Genomic DNA, 15,293 nt, shown 5'->3' on the forward strand with positions numbered 1-15,293 from the left:
GTGCCTTCAGACACGACGTCATAGGCACTGCTTGCGGGCCGTCCATCTCTTGGAGATCGGCCCGGAACATGCGGGGAGGGGTGCGGTTTTATGTCTGGTCGTGCGTCACCGGAAGGCGACAGAGTGCTTCAGGCGGAAACGCTTTTGCAAGGCTGGCTTTGCCCGGAAGGCATGTGGTCGGCGATTACCAGCCCGGCGCCAGCTGGCCGGTTCGCAACCGCGCCACCTTGGGAAACTGCTTGAGATCACCGTCCAGCTCATCGGGCGGTGAACTCAGCGAAATATTGTCGAGACACGCGGTGATGTGGTCCGTGATGGCGTTGATCAGCGAAGGGGAAAGACCCGGGCGCTTCATCAGGCCGATCTGCACGGGCGGCAGCGGCGGAAAACCGTCTGCAGCCGTCAGCACCCTCATGCCGGTTCTCAAGGTGGATTCCGGCAGTACGGAAACGGCCATGCCAGCCAACACGGCAGCGGCGATAACGGTGGATGACCAGCTGGTAAACAGGACCTGATAGTCGCGCCCGTCGGCATCAAGCGCCGAAGCGGCAAGCTGCCGCCAATGGCAATCGCGTCGCCCCACGGCGAGTGGCACGGGCACGTCGTCCCGCAGGGGATGGTTTGCGGAGGCCACCCAGCAGAGGGGTTCGGTCCGAACGATATCGGAGGTACGGGCGCGGGGATTGTGCGTCACCAGCGCGATGTCCAGCTCGCCCCGTGCCATTTTTTCCGCGAGACTCACCGAAGGTTCGCAGACAATGTAAAGCTCGACATTCGGATGCGTCTTGGCGAAGCGACCAATGATCTCCGGCATGTAGCGGTCGGCATAGTCATCCGGCGTGCCGATGCGCAGCGTGCCCTCCAGACGGTTATCATCGAAAGCGGCGACGGCCTCATTGTTCAGGCGGATGATGCGGCGGGCATAATGCATCAGCTTTTCGCCTTCAGCGGTGAGCCGGTTGCCGCGCCCGTCCTTTGCAAAAAGCTGCTTTCCCAGCCGCTCCTCCAACCGTCGCATCTGCATGGAAACGGCCGATTGGGTCTTGAACACCCGGTCCGCCGCCTTGGTGAAGCTGCCGGAATCGATGATTGCAATGAAGGTATGCAACTGGTCTATATCGAGGGGTGCGGACATGGCGTGCCATCCATCAGAATGATTGATGCCTGACATTAAAAACATTCGTTGGACTGATCAATAGTCTTGCGACATTTTGACGCTCGAAACATCAAACAATCAGTTGGGTCGTTCGCGAGGACGGCCGGACCGGCGGCCTCTGCGCATGGGCGCAGCGGCAGCGCCTCATCGTGCCTGGATGAAAGGATAGTGTCATGCGCACGGCAGAACGGAAAATGGAACTTGGTTTGATCGCACCGCAGGCGGCCATGGGCCGACAGGTCGCTCAATCTGTCGTCAAAGGTTTCGTCACGTTTCTGCGTCGTATTGTCAATCGCACCAAGGCCAATAGCCTGTTGGATCTGGACGATCATCAGCTGGCGGACATCGGTCTGACCCGCAGCGATGTCAGGAAGGCTCTAAACCTGGGTCTTCGTGAAGACCCGACCACGCGTCTCGCGCAGCTAGCCAGGATCGCTTCGGTCAAAGCTCTGTAGCTCGAACAGCAATCAGTTTCCCCGCAGGGTGATTTGCCAATTAGCCCTGCCTTTTGCCCGGTGTCCGGCCTTAGCCGCACCGGGCTTTTTTATGCAGAAATGTCAGTACTGATATTCTTCGAAGACGGGCAGAACGGAGTTGTTCCAGCGGCCGTGGTAAAGCGACAGCAGGTCCTCGGCCAGCGTTGACTTCTTTGCCAGCACCTCATCCAGCGGGTTCAGGAACACGCTTTCGTCCTGCCCCTCGCTGTTCAGGCGCTTGCGCGCCTGCAGGCCCTGACGCGAAATCGAAACAACGTCACGGGCTACATCCAGCAGGTCTCGGCCCGCAATCATGGCCTTGAGGCCTTGGGCTGGCACCGTATCGCGCATTGCAATCACATCTTCCACGCTCCAGTCGGCGGACAGCGCATCAGCTGCGTCCAGCGCGGTCTGATCGTAGAGAAGACCGACCCAGAAAGCCGGCAGCGCACAGATGCGGCGCCATGGACCACCGTCTGCGCCGCGCATTTCAAGGAAGCGCTTCAGGCGAACATCCGGGAACAGGGTGGACAGGTGGTTGGTCCAATCGCCGAGGTTCGGTTGCCATTCCGCGATCTCGCCTTTGAGCGCACCGGCCATAAATTCGCGAAACGTCATGTGCGTACAGTCGCGGTATTTGCCATCGCGGACGATGAAATACATCGGCACCTCCAGCGCCCACTCGACGTAATCGTTGAAACCGAAATCAGACTTGAATGCAAAAGGCAGGACGCCCGAACGGCGGTTATCCGTATCGCGCCAGATATCTCCGCGCCATGATAGCAGCCCGTTCGGCTTGCCTTCGGTGAAGGGCGACGAGGCAAAGAGAGCGGTTGCCAGGGATTGCAGTTTCATCGAAACCCGCATCTTCTGGCGCATATCCGCTTCCGAGGAAAAGTCGAGGTTCACCTGGATCGTGCAGGTGCGATACATCATGTCGAGCCCCTGCGTGCCGACCTTCGGCATGTAGCGCGTCATGATCGCATAGCGCGATTTCGGCATCTGCGGTGTCTGATCATAGGTCCATAGCGGGCTGCCGCCAATGCCCAGAAAGCGGATGCCCATCGGTTCGGCAATCTCGCGGAGCGTCGCCAGATGATGGTTGGACTCCTTGCAGGTCTCGTGCAGATTTTCCAGCGGCGCGCCGGAAAGCTCGAACTGACCACCGGGCTCGATGGAGATTGCGCCCATGCCGTTGGCTTCGGCAAGGCCGATGATGTTGCCCTCATCGATGATGGGTTCCCAACCCAGTTTCTCCTGCATACCCTTCAGCAGTGCGGAAATGCTGGCTTCGCCGAAATAGGGGACCGGAGAATGGTCATCCCTGAAGAACGCAAATTTCTCGTGCTCGGTGCCGATGCGGAAGCTTTCTGCAGGTCGACACCCGCCTGCCAGATAATCGGTCAATTCCTGGACGGAGGATATGGGTGTCTGATCTGTCGTGTCGCGGGCCATGGAATTACCTTGTCGATGTCGCCTGAGAGGCTTTGTTCTCGCTGATAGGGCGCGCCACCGCCACACGCAAATGAATTTCTTTTAAAGATGAATGCGCCACCCTAGGAGATGGGCCTCCCGCTCGCTACGCTTTTCATCTCCAGTCGCCGAGACTTGCCTGAATGACGGCAAGCGCTGCCACAGCAGCGGTGTCCGCCCGCAGGATACGCGGCCCTAGCGGAATGGGCGTCACGCTGGGATGGTTCCGCAGCAAATGTCGCTCCTCGTCCGAAAATCCGCCCTCCGGGCCGACCAGCAGCGCGATACGCGTCTCCTTGATCCGGCTGAGCGTCGGGATGGGATTTTGCCCCTCGTCGCCCTCATCGCAATAGATGATCCGGCGGTCGTCCGGCCAGCTCTCCAGCAAGTCTTTCAACTTGATCGGTTCCTCGACGCGCGGCACGGCAAGGATCCCGCACTGTTCTGCGGCCTCCGTCACATTGGCGCGCAACTTGTCGAGATTGGTAATCTTGCCCTGGACATGCTGCGTCATCACGGGTTGCAACACGCCGGCGCCCATTTCCACGGCCTTTTGCACCAGATAATCCATGCGCCCAACCTTCAGCGGCGCAAACAGATATTGCAAATCCGGCGCAGAAGGTTGCGGGCGGGTCTGCTCCTTGGGCGTCAGCAGGATTTTCTTGCGGGTAGGGTAGGAGAGTTGTGCTTTCCATTCACCATCACGGCCATTGAACAGCAGAATTTCAGCCCCATCCGCCAAGCGCAGCACATTTGCGAGATAATTGAACTGGTCGCTGTTTGCTTCGATGGCCTGTTCGCAATTGAGAGCCTCGGTGACGAAAAGCCGTTGCATTCTGAAATTGGCGCGCATGATTCTCTTTGGTGTTCTGGAGCCTGAACCATCCCGTTGCAGCAGTGGCAGCGAAAGGGTGGTGCCTTCAATGCGCTGTCTTTCGTTTCAGCGCAATGCAGATGTAAACCCGGCTCCCGCTTTCTCTTCGAATTGCCCTAGAGTCGAATGAAAAATACATACATCACACCATAACACGCAGCAGCCAGTGCGGCGCTGGTGGGAACGGTGATGATCCATGCAGCGACAATGGTCATGAAATGCGAGCGGCGAACGAGATAGCGCCTGCGGACTTCGGACGAATTTTCATTATCCTCGGCACTTCCGCCATCGCCCTTGCTGCGGTCGTTGTTTTCCGAACGCTCGGCATCCAGCCGTTTGCGGGCATTTTGCGTATACCATTCGCGAAAGAAGCCGACGCCGAAGACAGCGCCGATCGCGGTGTGCGTGGTCGAAACGGGCATACCGAAGCGGGAGGCGACGAGAACCGTGAGTGCGGTGGAAACCGAGACGCAGAAAGCCCGCATCGGATTGAGTTTCGTGATCTGCTCCCCGACCAGTCGGATCAGTCGTGGGCCGAACAGAAGGATGCCGCAAGACAGACCGAATGCACCAATGAGCAAAACCCATTGCGGAGCGGAGGCCGTGTCTCCCACAATGACGCCCTGCGTGGCACGCACGATGGCAACGACAGGGCCAATGGCATTGGACACATCGTTGGCGCCATGGGCAAAGGACATGAGTGCCGCAGCCAGAATGAGCGGCCATTGAAACATCTTGCGCAGGGATTGGTTGCGGTTCTCCAGCCCTTGCGACTGTTTGGCAATCAACGGAATGCACAGGCGCCAGGTCAACAGACCGATGACGAGCCCGGAGAGGATGGGTGTGCTGAAGGAAACGCTGACGACCTGATGAAGGCCGACCCAGATGAGATAGGCCGTGAAGACGCCGCTCATCACGCCTATCAGGACAGGAACCCAGGTGCGGGCCGCGGCGATCTTGTCGTCGCGGTAAATGATGAATTCCTTGATGAAGGCAAGCAGCAGCGTCGCAAAAAACGCGCTGATGAAGGGTGTGGCCACCCATGTCATGGCAATGCGGCCAAGCGAAAGCCAGTCCACAGCCGCAAAGCCATAAGCGGCCGTACCCGCACCGGCTACGCCGCCCACCACTGTGTGGGTGGTGGAAATGGGAGCCCTGAGATAATTGGAAAGATTGACCAGCAGGGCGGCGGTGATGAGGGCGGACAGCATTGCCCAGACGAATATGGAACTGTCAGGTATGGTCCTGATATTGATGATGCCGCTCGATATCGTTTCCACGACGTTTCCGCCGGTGGTCACAGCGCCCAGAATTTCACAGACCGCGCCGATGACGAGGGCGACGGCAAGGGGCATCGCCTTGGCACCTACGGCAGGTCCGACATTGTTTGCGACATCTTTCGCGCCAATGCTCATCGCCATGTAGGCGCCGATGACGACAGCGGTGAAGATGATCATCGCGCTGGGCTGGCCAACGACGTAGACGCTGGTGACAAGCGCTGAAATCATGAGGAACAGGAGGCCCAGACCCGGAGCGGTCAGGCCGCGTGTCAGGTGATAGCTCGCCTCTTCGACAAGAGTGAGCTTGTCCAGATCCTTGTCGAGTGTCGGCTTCATTCGGTTCTGGGGCTGTTGCGCCATCTATCGGCTTTCGGCTGCGGCGAAGACCGCATTTGCAGGCGCAGTCGCGGTATATCGTAGGGGATTACAAATTGACTGTATTTACGTCTTGCTGCTGTTGCGTTTGCGCCATTTGCTTGCCGAATGAAAGGAAAAGTTCCTTCAGTTCCGGTTCATTGACCCGACGCGATGCTTCTTCAGGGGAAACCCATTCAAGCGTGCGGCTTTCCTTTTCGGGAAAGTTCTTCACGAGATCAAGCACTTCGAGCAAATGCACCTGTACGCGGCACATCACCTTTACGCCGTTACGCAGTTTCTTTTCGTAATCAAAAAAACCAAATGCTTCTTTTTCGACATTGCCGCGAACGCCTGCTTCTTCGAATGCTTCCTGCAACGCGACAGCATGGGCCTTCTTGCCTTCCATCGGCCATCCCTTGGGAATGACCCAGCGGCCTGTATCGCGGCTGGTCAACAGCAGAACTTCCAACTCACCCGTCTTTTTCCTGTGACGATAGCACAGAGCTGCATATTGCTGCCGCATGGGCCGGCGCAGCATCAGGCAGACATCACTTGCTAGTCGGGTGAGAATGTTCAAGGCAGTCCTTTTCCCACGTGGTTAGGTTGCAATTATAGTATTCACAACATTATAGAGAAGCGGCCTGAAAGGCTGTCCCCAGCTTTTTCCTATGATTCGTCTGATTGTCAGGCGATGAATGGTGCACGTCAATAAGCAGCAGCTTATGAGCGAGCATTTTTGATGTTCGACACACATATCGAGTGATCGAGATTTCTGCCCTAGACGGACAGCCAGTGTCTAAGCCCCGATATAACGCCGTCAGCCTCAGCTTCAAGTGCAGAAAAGACGTTATCACGATCTTTTGCGAGCGATTTTAGCTCCGGCAAGGCATTTCCAACAGCAATGCCTCTCACGCCGGGAAGTTCGAACATGGCCCGGTCGTTTCCGGTATCCCCGGCGACGACGACTTCATCAAGACCGATGTCGAGATGATCGCAGAGCCAGCGGATGGCGGCACCCTTGTCGGCACTGCGGGGCAGGATATCCAGGTCTCGGTCGCTGGAATAGACGATGCGCGCCTCGATGTGGTTCTCGCTCAGCAATCGTTCGATTTCGGCGAGATCGGAGGCCGTTGCGTCATGAAGATACCAGCTGGATTTCAGACCGTGCTGGTAGCGCTCCGGCTGGATGGACGCGCCGGAAACCGACGAAAGCACAGAGTGAATTTTCTCGGTGTCGAAGGCCTCGCCCAGAAAGGATGTATAAGCCTCGTGCAGCGACGGATCGTCATGGCGCGACAGCATGGTGCCAACGCCGCCGATGACATAATCGGGCTGCGGCAGAGGTACGCCTTCGAGCAGCTCGAACTGGTCGTCCAGCAGCCGTCCGCTGTTGAAGACGAGCAGGGGGCGGACATCATCTGGCAGCGAATGCCAGAAGTCACGGAAGCGGGCCGTTGCGGCTGTGTTGCCGACAACGGTCCCGTCGAGATCAGTGGAGAATATGCGAACCGGTTTCAATCGCCGTCATTCCATGGTTCTGCCCAATCGGATTCCTCGAGCACAGGCATCATCGGGCGTCCTTCGACAACGGCAAGAAGCTGTTGCGCAATACCGGTCCAGGTAAACAGGCTGCGGGCCTTGTGCGCACCCATGCGCGACAGTCGACCGTAAAGCCGCTCGTGCTTGAAGGGCTTCATCATGGTGATGCCAAGGTCTTCCTTGTCGAACGGATCGGCAAACAGCGCGTGGCGACCATAGCTGACTGCTCGGAACAGGCCGCCGTGAATGGTAACAACCGTCGGCGTGCCGCTGGCCATGGCTTCGATGGCCGTCATGCCAAAGGGCTCGTAACGGCTGGACAGGACGAAAAGGTCTGCGGCGCGGTAGATATCCGGCAGGTCCTCATCTGCGACATAGCCCGAAAAGACGACCTTGTTTTCAAGGTTGAGTAATTTCACGCGGTCCTTCAACTGGTTGAGGATCGTCGTTTCCTGCTCGTCCATGTTCTCGCCACCGACAGCAAGATGGAGGCGGGCTTCGGGTTCACGCTCGGCCAGAACGGAAAAGCCGTCGATCAACAGGTCATAGCCCTTGTTGGTCGCCAGTCGACCCAGTGCCAGCACGGTCTTGCCCTCGAAGCCGAAACGCTGGCGCAGCATCTGGCGCGAGCCCTCGGACACCGGGAAGAAGCGGTTGTCGTCGTAGCCGGGCGGGATCATGTGGATATGCTTGCGCTTCAGGCCGTAATCCTCAATCAGCACGTCCAGCTGCACCGGCGTTGTCGCAATCACCATGTCGCAGCTGCGGTAGATGATGAGCTCGTGCTGGATGCGTTCCTTGAAGTTGAATTCAAGCTCGAACGTATCGGCCTTTTCCGGATAGTCGGTCTCCATCTGGCGCTTTTTCCATATGCCGATGGAATGTGGCGTATGAAGATGCGGAACCTTCAGAGCTTCGGAAAGCCGCTGACCGGCAACACCTGCGTCCCAGTAATGGCTGTTGATGAATGAGTAGTTGAGATTGTTTTTTTTGATGAAACGCAACGCGTTCTCACACCATTCCATCAGGTGACGGTGCAGATACTCCTTGGGAATGAAGTCCTTGCCGCCGCAGGGGATGCGCACGACGCGTACGCGGTCATCCACCTCGTCAAACTCTGGCTGGTCTTCAAACTGGCGGGTATAAAGGTCTACGGTGTAACCGAGCTGCCCAAGTTTACGGGCAAGTTCGAGGACATAAACAACCTGTCCTCCGGTATCGGCAGCGCCAAGCGGCGGGTGTGCGGCTACGTAGCCATGCGTCGATATGAGTGCTATCCTGGGATAGCGTTCAGTTTCGCTCGTGGTAGTCATAGCGTCCCATCGTGGTAAAAATTTCCAAATAACCCCATAAAAATGAGTTAGATCGGGAAAAGTTCCATCAGAAGACGATTAAATTTCCGATTGCTGATCCCAGAAGGGTATCGGACCATACAGATCCGCGAGATAATCGATGAACAGGCGGACCTTGGCCGGGAGAAAACTGCGGCTGGGATAGACAGCTGAAAGCGCGACGCTTTTCGAGCTTTCATAGGCGGGCAGGACCTGTACGAGGGTACCGGATTTCAGCTCTGCCCCGATATCCCAGGTCGAGCGCAAGGCAATGCCGAGGCCTGAAATGACAGCTTCGCGGATAACCTCGCTGGAGTTGGTAATCAACATTCCCTCGGGCCGCAGGCTGGTCGGTCCCTCCGGCCCTTCCAGCCGCCAGAGATCGTTATTGTGGGCGGGCAGGCAGCGGTGATGTCTCAACTCATCGATCGACTGCGGCAAACCGTATTGCGCGATGTAGCCCGGTGAGGCGCAGAGCACCCTGCGCACAGGTGCCAGCCGTTTGGCGACGAGACTTGAGTCGGAGAGATCAGCTATTCGTATCGCGAGGTCGTATCCACCCGCCACGATATCGATGAATTCATCGCTCAGCACGAGGTTGATGACAAGCGACGGATGCCTGTCCATGAAGCCCTTGAGGTGAGGGGCGACATGCATTCGCCCGAAAGACGTTGGCGCGGAGACCTTCAGCGTTCCATTCAGCGTATTGGACCGGCCAGAGACGAAATCTTCGGCTTCTTCCAGTCCTTCCAGAACCGCGAGAATACGCTGGTGAAACCCATGCCCCGCTTCGGTCAACGAAATCTGGCGGGTTGTTCTCTGAAAAAGTCGAGCGCCGAGTTTTTCTTCCAGACGCTTGATCCGTTTGGAAATGACCGCAGGCGAATAGCCCAGCGCCTTGGCGGCCTGCGACATGCTGCCGGATGCAGCGACGCTTGCAAAAACCTCCAGATCGCCAAGATTCGTCATTGGTGCCAGCCATTCTTTCCGATTTGGAAACAATCTCTAGCATTTGCATGGCTTGCGTCCAAGGCGCAAAGCTTCGTAAACTCGCCGCTCTGCATCGCAAGGAGGAGGCGCGTGGAGCACATGTCGCAAACGATAGAGTTTCTCAAGCCGCGATCCTCCGTGCTCGACAACAGGGCGAAGATTATTGCCGATCTTACGGACCTTCTGCCGCCCGAATGCCTGATCCACGAGACGCGCGAACTGGTACCCTTTGAGACAGATGCCTTCGTGTCCTACCGCAGATTGCCGCTTGCCGTGGCGCTGCCGCAAACGACGGCTCAGGTCTCCGCTCTTTTGAAATATTGTCACCGCTACGGCATTCCCGTGGTGCCGCGCGGTGCGGGAACGTCTTTGTCCGGCGGGGCCATTCCGCAGGAAGATGCGCTCGTCATCGGGCTTTCCAAGATGAACCGCATCATTGAAATGGACCTGTTCAACCGCACCGCCACGGTGCAGGCAGGTGTCACGAACCTGTCCATTTCTGAAGTCGCGAGCCCTGAAGGCTTCTTCTATGCGCCAGACCCAAGTTCGCAGCTTGCCTGCACCATCGGCGGCAATATCGGCATGAATTCGGGCGGCGCGCACTGTCTGAAATACGGTGTCACCACCAATAACCTCCTTGGCGTAAAAATGGTGCTGGTGGACGGCACGGTGCTGGAGCTGGGCGGCAAGCATCTGGATGCAAGCGGATATGATCTGCTCGGCCTCGTCTGTGGCTCCGAAGGCCAGCTTGGCATCGTCACGGAAGCAACCGTGCGCCTGCTTGCCAAGCCGGAAGGTGCCCGACCCGTCCTTTTCGGTTTTGAGACCTCTGATGAAGCCGGGGCCTGCGTGGCCGATATCATCGGCTCGGGCATCATTCCCGTTGCCATCGAATTCATGGACAAACCGGCCATCGAAATCTGCGAGGCTTTCGCCAAGGCCGGATATCCGCTCGATGTCGGAGCGCTCTTGATTGTCGAGGTGGAGGGGTCAGAAAACGAGATGGACGCCATGCTGGCCGATATCGTTGCCATTGCCCGCCAGCACGGCGTCAAGACGGTGCGCGAATGCCAGTCGGCGGTGGAGGCGGCTGCCATCTGGAAAGGCCGCAAATCTGCCTTTGGCGCAACCGGTCGTATTGCCGATTACATCTGCATGGACGGCACGGTGCCGCTTAGCCAGCTTTCCCATGTGCTGCAGCAGACGGGTGAAATCGTTGCCAGCCTCGGCCTGCGCGTCGCCAATGTTTTTCACGCCGGCGATGGCAACATGCATCCTCTCATTCTTTTCAACGCCAATGATCCGGACGAAGCCGCCAGAGCAGAGGAGGCGGGCAATCGCATATTACGGCTTTGCGTCGATGCGGGTGGTTGCCTGACTGGAGAGCATGGTGTCGGCATAGAAAAGCGCGACCTCATGCGCCACCAATATTCCGATGCCGACCTTGCGCAGCAGATGGCCGTGCGCTCTGCCTTCGACGAGGGCTGGATCCTCAATCCCTCCAAGGTCTTCCCGCTGGATGGTCGTCCGGCATGACGAGGTCCGCGCTTTCTCCCGAACATGAGGCTGGCGCTGCCGATATCATCCGCGACTACGCGGAGGCTGGCCGCTCGCTTGAAATCATCGGTGGCAATACGCGCTCCGGCTTCGGCAACCGTGTGGAGGCAGACGCCACCCTGTCCTCGCGCGGTATCAGTGGCATTGTCGCCTATAACCCAGCCGAAATGGTGATGACGGCGAAAGCTGGAACACCGGTGGCGGAGGTGGAAGCAGCACTTTCTGCTGCGCGGCAGATGATGGCATTCGAGCCGATGGACCACCGTGCATTGATGGGCACAAAGGGAGAGCCGACAATCGGCGGTGTTTTCGCCGCCAATGTTTCCGGGCCTCGCCGCTATGTGGCGGGTGCTGCGCGCGACAGCCTGCTCGGCATCCGTTTCGTCAATGGCAAGGGCGAGATCATCAAGGCGGGCGGCCGTGTGATGAAAAACGTAACCGGACTTGATCTGGTAAAGCTTCTGGCCGGCTCTTTCGGAACGCTTGGTTTTTTGACGGAGGTCACCTTCCGCGTGCTGCCAACACCGCCTGCGCAAACCACGCTGCTCATTTCCGGGCTGGAGGACGACGCGGCAACCAATGTGATGGCCGCTGCCATGGCAACCAGTACCGAGGTTTCCGGTGCCGCGCATCTTCCGGAAAGCGTCCGGTCCCGTTTCCTGAATGGTTCTCTGCCCGATGGTGCGGCAACCGTTCTAAGGCTGGAAGGGCTTCCGGCCTCCGTTGATGCGCGGGCGCAAAAGCTGCAGACCATTCTGTCGGCGCTTGGCCCCTCTCGCTTTCTTGACGCCGATGAAAGCAGGGTGCTGTGGCGCGATATTCGCGATGTAGCGCCCTATGCGGCAAATCAGGCAAAGCCCCTATGGCGCGTTTCGGTCGCACCCTCCCAAGGCCACAGACTGGTGGCTGCGCTGCGGCTGGAAGCGGGCATTGATGCCTTCTACGACTGGCAGGGCGGGCTGGTGTGGATGCAGATGGAGTTCGATCCCGAAGCCAATTTGCTTAGTCGCCACATCCGGGCGCTTGGTGGCGGCCATTCCACTTTGCTGCGGGCATTGCCCGCTTCCCGCCACGGCATATCGGCTTTCGAGCCACTCGTGATTGCCGAAGATGAGCTTTCCAGACGCATTAAAGCGAAGCTTGATCCGGCCGGAATCTTCAATCCCGGCAAGATGGGACCTCGCTGATATGCTTCATCTCCATTCCTCGAGAGGTCTTCGCTGATGCAAACCTCGTTTACGCCACAGCAGCTGAGCAATCCTGACGTTGCCGAATCCGAAAAGATCCTGCGCAAATGCGTGCATTGCGGTTTCTGTACAGCGACCTGTCCCACCTATGTGACGCTGGGCAATGAGCTGGATAGTCCGCGAGGACGCATCTATCTCATCAAGGACATGCTGGAAAACGACCGGGCGGCGGACCGGCAGGTGGTCACGCATATCGATCGCTGTCTGTCCTGCCTTGCCTGTACAACGACCTGTCCCTCAGGCGTGGACTACATGCATCTTGTCGATCATGCGCGTATCCACATTGAAAACACATATAAGCGGCCCTTGATGGACCGGCTGATCCGCCAGTTGCTGGCCTTCGTGCTGCCGTATCCGAAGCGGTTTCGCAAGGCGCTCTGGCTCGCCCGGCTCGGCCAGCCGCTGGCACCGTTTTTGCGCTGGACAAAGGCGCTGAAGCCGCTGGCCTCCATGCTGGATCTTTCGCCGAAAACCGTACCCTCCGCTTCGGCCTTTGCACACCAAGGCTCTCATTTGCCGCAGGGCGAGAAACGCGGACGCGTTGCCATTCTCACCGGTTGCGCCCAGCCGGTTCTCGATCCGGCCATCAACGATGCCACCATCCGGCTTCTGACGCGGCTCGGCGTCGAGGTCGTATTGCCGCAGGGCGAAGGCTGTTGTGGAGCTCTGGTTCACCACATGGGCAGGGAGGAGCAGGCGCTGGCTTTCGCGCGGCGCAATGTCGACGTCTGGATGGGCGAAATCGAAAATGGCGGTCTCGATGCCATCATCATCACTGCCTCGGGCTGCGGAACGACAATCAAGGATTATGGTCATATGCTGCGGCTGGATGCGGCCTATGCCGAAAAAGCCCAGAAGATATCGGCACTCGCAAAGGATATTACCGAATATCTTTCCGATCTCGACCTGCCTGCGCTGGAACGAAACGGCCTGACGGTGGCCTATCATTCAGCCTGTTCCATGCAGCATGGCCAGAAGATCGTGATGGCACCGAAGCTATTGTTGAAGGCAGCGGGCTTTGCCGTGCGCGACCCGGCGGAAGGGCATCTGTGCTGCGGCTCTGCCGGCACCTACAATATTCTCCAGCCGGAGATTTCGGCACAGCTGAAGGCTCGAAAGGTCAAGAATATCGAGGCGACCAGGGCCGATATCATCGCCACCGGCAACATAGGATGCATCACCCAGATTGCGAGCGCTGCGTCCATGCCCATCCTGCACACCGTGCAATTGCTGGATTGGGCCTATGGTGGCGCGGAGCCGGACGCCATTGGCAGACTCAATAAAAAACGGGCGGTTTGACCCGCCCGTTTCCTAAAATCCGGTATGCAGCTTTGACAGCGCTTCCGGCCTTGACGTCCCCCGCCAAGTTTATGCGTTACTTCTAACGCATTCCGTCGCGCCGACAAGTGCGTTTCGAGGGCATGGCAACGGATGGCAGGCAGGAATCACCCAACCGTTGCCATCAGATCACAATCACCTTGGTGCCGACATTGACCCTTTCATAGAGATCGGTCACGTCTTCATTGCGCATTCTGATGCAGCCGGAGGAATTGTTGCTGCCGATTGTCCAGGGCTGATTCGTGCCGTGGATGCGGTAAAGCGTCGAGCCGAGATACATGGCGCGTGCACCCATCGGGTTCTGCGGGCCGCCTTCCATGAAGGCTGGCAGGTAGTGTCCCTTGGCGGCCTCGCGGGTAATCATTTCCTGGGGCGGCGTCCAGCTTGGCCATTCATTCTTGCGGGTAATCTTGTGCGTACCGGCCCATTCGAAACCCGGCTTGCCGACGCCGACGCCATAACGCCGTGCCTTGCCATCCGCCATGACGAGATAGAGGAAACGGTTTGGCGTATCGATGACGATTGTGCCGGGCGCTTCCTTGCCTTGATACTGCACCATCTGCGGCAGGAACTGGGGAGCGATCCGCATATTCGGCGTATTCGGTCTGGCCGCTACGGCTTGCGCGCGCGGCTGAACCGTCTGCCGCTGGAAAAGGGAAGGGCGAACGGGGCGCTGGGGATAAACCACGGGACGAACCTGCCTGCCGCCAAGCTGCATGACCCATGGTGCCGTCAGATCCGGGCTGACGACGACCGGCGGGCGTTCACGATAGCGATCATTGGCGACGGCTGGCATGGAGAAGGCGCAGACAACGCTGAGCGCCAGAAAGACGGATTTCATCGACATCGGGTGGACTCTCTACATGGCACCGGAAAATAATCGTCACGTTCGCACCTCAAAAACAGCGAATGGTAAATGCGCGATCATGAAAAGCCGCTATTTTGCTTAAACCTTTTAATAGGGTTAGCAGGCGGTTTTGAAACAGGGTGAATCAATGGTAATCACCAGCCAACAGGGAAAAAGGCAATGGCTCCATGAGTGAAACCGGACTTTTTACGGGCGCAGATGGCATCACCCGCTGCTCTTGGCAGCAGGAACTGCCGGACTATGCCCACTACCACGACGAGGAGTGGGGGCGTCCCGTCAAGGACGATATCAGGCTTTTTGAAAAGATCTGTCTGGAAGGGTTTCAGTCCGGTCTGTCCTGGCTGACTGTCCTTCGAAAGCGCGAGGCGTTTCGAGCAGCCTTTTGCGGTTTCGATTTCGACAGGGTGGCATTGTTCGACGAAGCGGATATCGAGCGCTGCGTGGCGGACAAGGGTATCATCCGGCACCGGGGCAAGATTGTTTCCACCGTCAACAATGCCCGACGTGCCATTGAGATGCGCGACGAATTTGGTTCGCTCGCCTGCTATTTCTGGAGTTTCGAGCCCAAACCGGACGAGCGTCCGCCCGTTTTCGACCATGCAACCCTGCGCGCCAACCCGATAACACCTGCATCTACCCGCCTTTCAAAAGATCTGAAAAAGCGCGGCTGGAGTTTTGTCGGGCCCACCACCATCTATGCTTTCATGCAGGCCATGGGCATGGTCAATGATCACATCGAAGGATGCCATTGCCGCTCTCGCATCGAACTGCAAAGGCTGGAGTTTGTGCGCCCGTGACCCGATTTTC

At 58.1% G+C, this 15,293-nt stretch carries 14 protein-coding genes; 5 read left to right on the plus strand and 9 right to left on the minus strand.

The genetic code is table 11. The features are described from left to right. Positions 1-184: 184 nt before the first annotated feature. The gene (locus QRN85_RS07970; RefSeq protein WP_112964147.1) at positions 185-1,135 is read right to left on the minus strand and encodes a LysR substrate-binding domain-containing protein; all 951 of its coding nucleotides are present in this window, start codon (positions 1,133-1,135) and stop codon (positions 185-187) included. 194 nt (positions 1,136-1,329) lie between these two features. Between QRN85_RS07970 and QRN85_RS07975 the strand changes: the two genes are divergently transcribed. Beyond that, complete coding sequence (locus QRN85_RS07975) at positions 1,330-1,611, plus strand: DUF1127 domain-containing protein (protein WP_113093974.1); 282 nt, start codon at positions 1,330-1,332, stop codon at positions 1,609-1,611. 102 nt (positions 1,612-1,713) lie between these two features. On the opposite strand, the gene QRN85_RS07980 is transcribed toward QRN85_RS07975, so the two are convergent. From QRN85_RS07980 to QRN85_RS08010, 7 genes are all read right to left on the minus strand, one after another. Further along, complete coding sequence (locus QRN85_RS07980) at positions 1,714-3,087, minus strand: glutamate--cysteine ligase (RefSeq protein WP_284757352.1); 1,374 nt, start codon at positions 3,085-3,087, stop codon at positions 1,714-1,716. A gap of 133 nt (positions 3,088-3,220) precedes the next feature. Then, entirely contained in the window at positions 3,221-3,958 is a 738-nt protein-coding gene (locus QRN85_RS07985; protein ID WP_284757354.1) for a 16S rRNA (uracil(1498)-N(3))-methyltransferase, read from the minus strand. Between the two features lie 137 nt (positions 3,959-4,095). Continuing rightward, on the minus strand, positions 4,096-5,619 hold the full coding sequence (locus tag QRN85_RS07990) for an inorganic phosphate transporter (protein ID WP_284757355.1): 1,524 nt from the start codon (positions 5,617-5,619) through the stop codon (positions 4,096-4,098). Positions 5,620-5,683: 64 nt separating this feature from the next. Next, positions 5,684-6,193 (minus strand): NUDIX hydrolase, encoded by a 510-nt coding sequence (locus QRN85_RS07995; RefSeq protein WP_284757356.1) that lies wholly within the window; start codon positions 6,191-6,193, stop codon positions 5,684-5,686. A 200-nt stretch (positions 6,194-6,393) separates the two neighbouring features. Then, positions 6,394-7,134: an HAD-IIB family hydrolase gene (locus tag QRN85_RS08000; protein WP_284757357.1), complete on the minus strand. Its 741-nt coding sequence runs from the start codon at positions 7,132-7,134 to the stop codon at positions 6,394-6,396. Next, the gene (locus tag QRN85_RS08005; RefSeq protein ID WP_284757358.1) at positions 7,131-8,468 is read right to left on the minus strand and encodes a glycosyltransferase family 4 protein; all 1,338 of its coding nucleotides are present in this window, start codon (positions 8,466-8,468) and stop codon (positions 7,131-7,133) included. Before QRN85_RS08005 ends, QRN85_RS08000 begins: the two co-directional genes overlap by 4 nt. A 78-nt stretch (positions 8,469-8,546) precedes the next feature. Next, a complete protein-coding gene (locus tag QRN85_RS08010; protein ID WP_284757359.1) occupies positions 8,547-9,455 on the minus strand; it encodes a LysR family transcriptional regulator in 909 nt (302 codons plus the stop codon). A gap of 120 nt (positions 9,456-9,575) precedes the next feature. Between QRN85_RS08010 and QRN85_RS08015 the strand changes: the two genes are divergently transcribed. From QRN85_RS08015 to glcF, 3 genes are read left to right on the plus strand one after another with little or no spacing between them, the layout of a single operon-like run. Continuing rightward, positions 9,576-11,012: an FAD-linked oxidase C-terminal domain-containing protein gene (locus QRN85_RS08015; protein WP_284757360.1), complete on the plus strand. Its 1,437-nt coding sequence runs from the start codon at positions 9,576-9,578 to the stop codon at positions 11,010-11,012. Then, a complete protein-coding gene (locus QRN85_RS08020; protein ID WP_284757361.1) occupies positions 11,009-12,220 on the plus strand; it encodes an FAD-binding protein in 1,212 nt (403 codons plus the stop codon). The genes QRN85_RS08015 and QRN85_RS08020 overlap by 4 nt, the downstream gene beginning before the upstream one ends. Positions 12,221-12,256: 36 nt before the next feature. Next, positions 12,257-13,579 carry a glycolate oxidase subunit GlcF gene (gene glcF / locus QRN85_RS08025; RefSeq protein WP_284757362.1) on the plus strand — a complete coding sequence of 441 codons (1,323 nt, stop codon included), beginning with the start codon at positions 12,257-12,259 and terminating at the stop codon, positions 13,577-13,579. A gap of 163 nt (positions 13,580-13,742) precedes the next feature. Here the strand turns inward: glcF and QRN85_RS08030 are convergent, their stop codons facing one another. Further along, positions 13,743-14,465: a L,D-transpeptidase gene (locus QRN85_RS08030; protein WP_112964042.1), complete on the minus strand. Its 723-nt coding sequence runs from the start codon at positions 14,463-14,465 to the stop codon at positions 13,743-13,745. A gap of 188 nt (positions 14,466-14,653) precedes the next feature. Here QRN85_RS08030 and QRN85_RS08035 point away from each other — a divergent pair, with 188 nt between their 5' ends. Then, positions 14,654-15,283: a DNA-3-methyladenine glycosylase I gene (locus QRN85_RS08035; protein ID WP_284757363.1), complete on the plus strand. Its 630-nt coding sequence runs from the start codon at positions 14,654-14,656 to the stop codon at positions 15,281-15,283. The last annotated feature ends 10 nt before the right edge of the window (positions 15,284-15,293 follow it).

This window comes from Agrobacterium sp. fls2-241-TYG-188a (assembly GCF_030209845.1).

Coding starts and splice junctions, on each gene's coding strand:
- QRN85_RS07970 (WP_112964147.1), bottom strand. CDS start 1,135: ATGTCCGCACCCCTCGATATAGACCAGTTGCATACCTTCATTGCAATC.
- QRN85_RS07975 (WP_113093974.1), top strand. CDS start 1,330: ATGCGCACGGCAGAACGGAAAATGGAACTTGGTTTGATCGCACCGCAG.
- QRN85_RS07980 (WP_284757352.1), bottom strand. CDS start 3,087: ATGGCCCGCGACACGACAGATCAGACACCCATATCCTCCGTCCAGGAA.
- QRN85_RS07985 (WP_284757354.1), bottom strand. CDS start 3,958: ATGCGCGCCAATTTCAGAATGCAACGGCTTTTCGTCACCGAGGCTCTC.
- QRN85_RS07990 (WP_284757355.1), bottom strand. CDS start 5,619: ATGGCGCAACAGCCCCAGAACCGAATGAAGCCGACACTCGACAAGGAT.
- QRN85_RS08005 (WP_284757358.1), bottom strand. CDS start 8,468: ATGACTACCACGAGCGAAACTGAACGCTATCCCAGGATAGCACTCATA.
- QRN85_RS08010 (WP_284757359.1), bottom strand. CDS start 9,455: ATGACGAATCTTGGCGATCTGGAGGTTTTTGCAAGCGTCGCTGCATCC.
- QRN85_RS08015 (WP_284757360.1), top strand. CDS start 9,576: ATGTCGCAAACGATAGAGTTTCTCAAGCCGCGATCCTCCGTGCTCGAC.
- QRN85_RS08020 (WP_284757361.1), top strand. CDS start 11,009: ATGACGAGGTCCGCGCTTTCTCCCGAACATGAGGCTGGCGCTGCCGAT.
- glcF (WP_284757362.1), top strand. CDS start 12,257: ATGCAAACCTCGTTTACGCCACAGCAGCTGAGCAATCCTGACGTTGCC.
- QRN85_RS08030 (WP_112964042.1), bottom strand. CDS start 14,465: ATGTCGATGAAATCCGTCTTTCTGGCGCTCAGCGTTGTCTGCGCCTTC.
- QRN85_RS08035 (WP_284757363.1), top strand. CDS start 14,654: ATGAGTGAAACCGGACTTTTTACGGGCGCAGATGGCATCACCCGCTGC.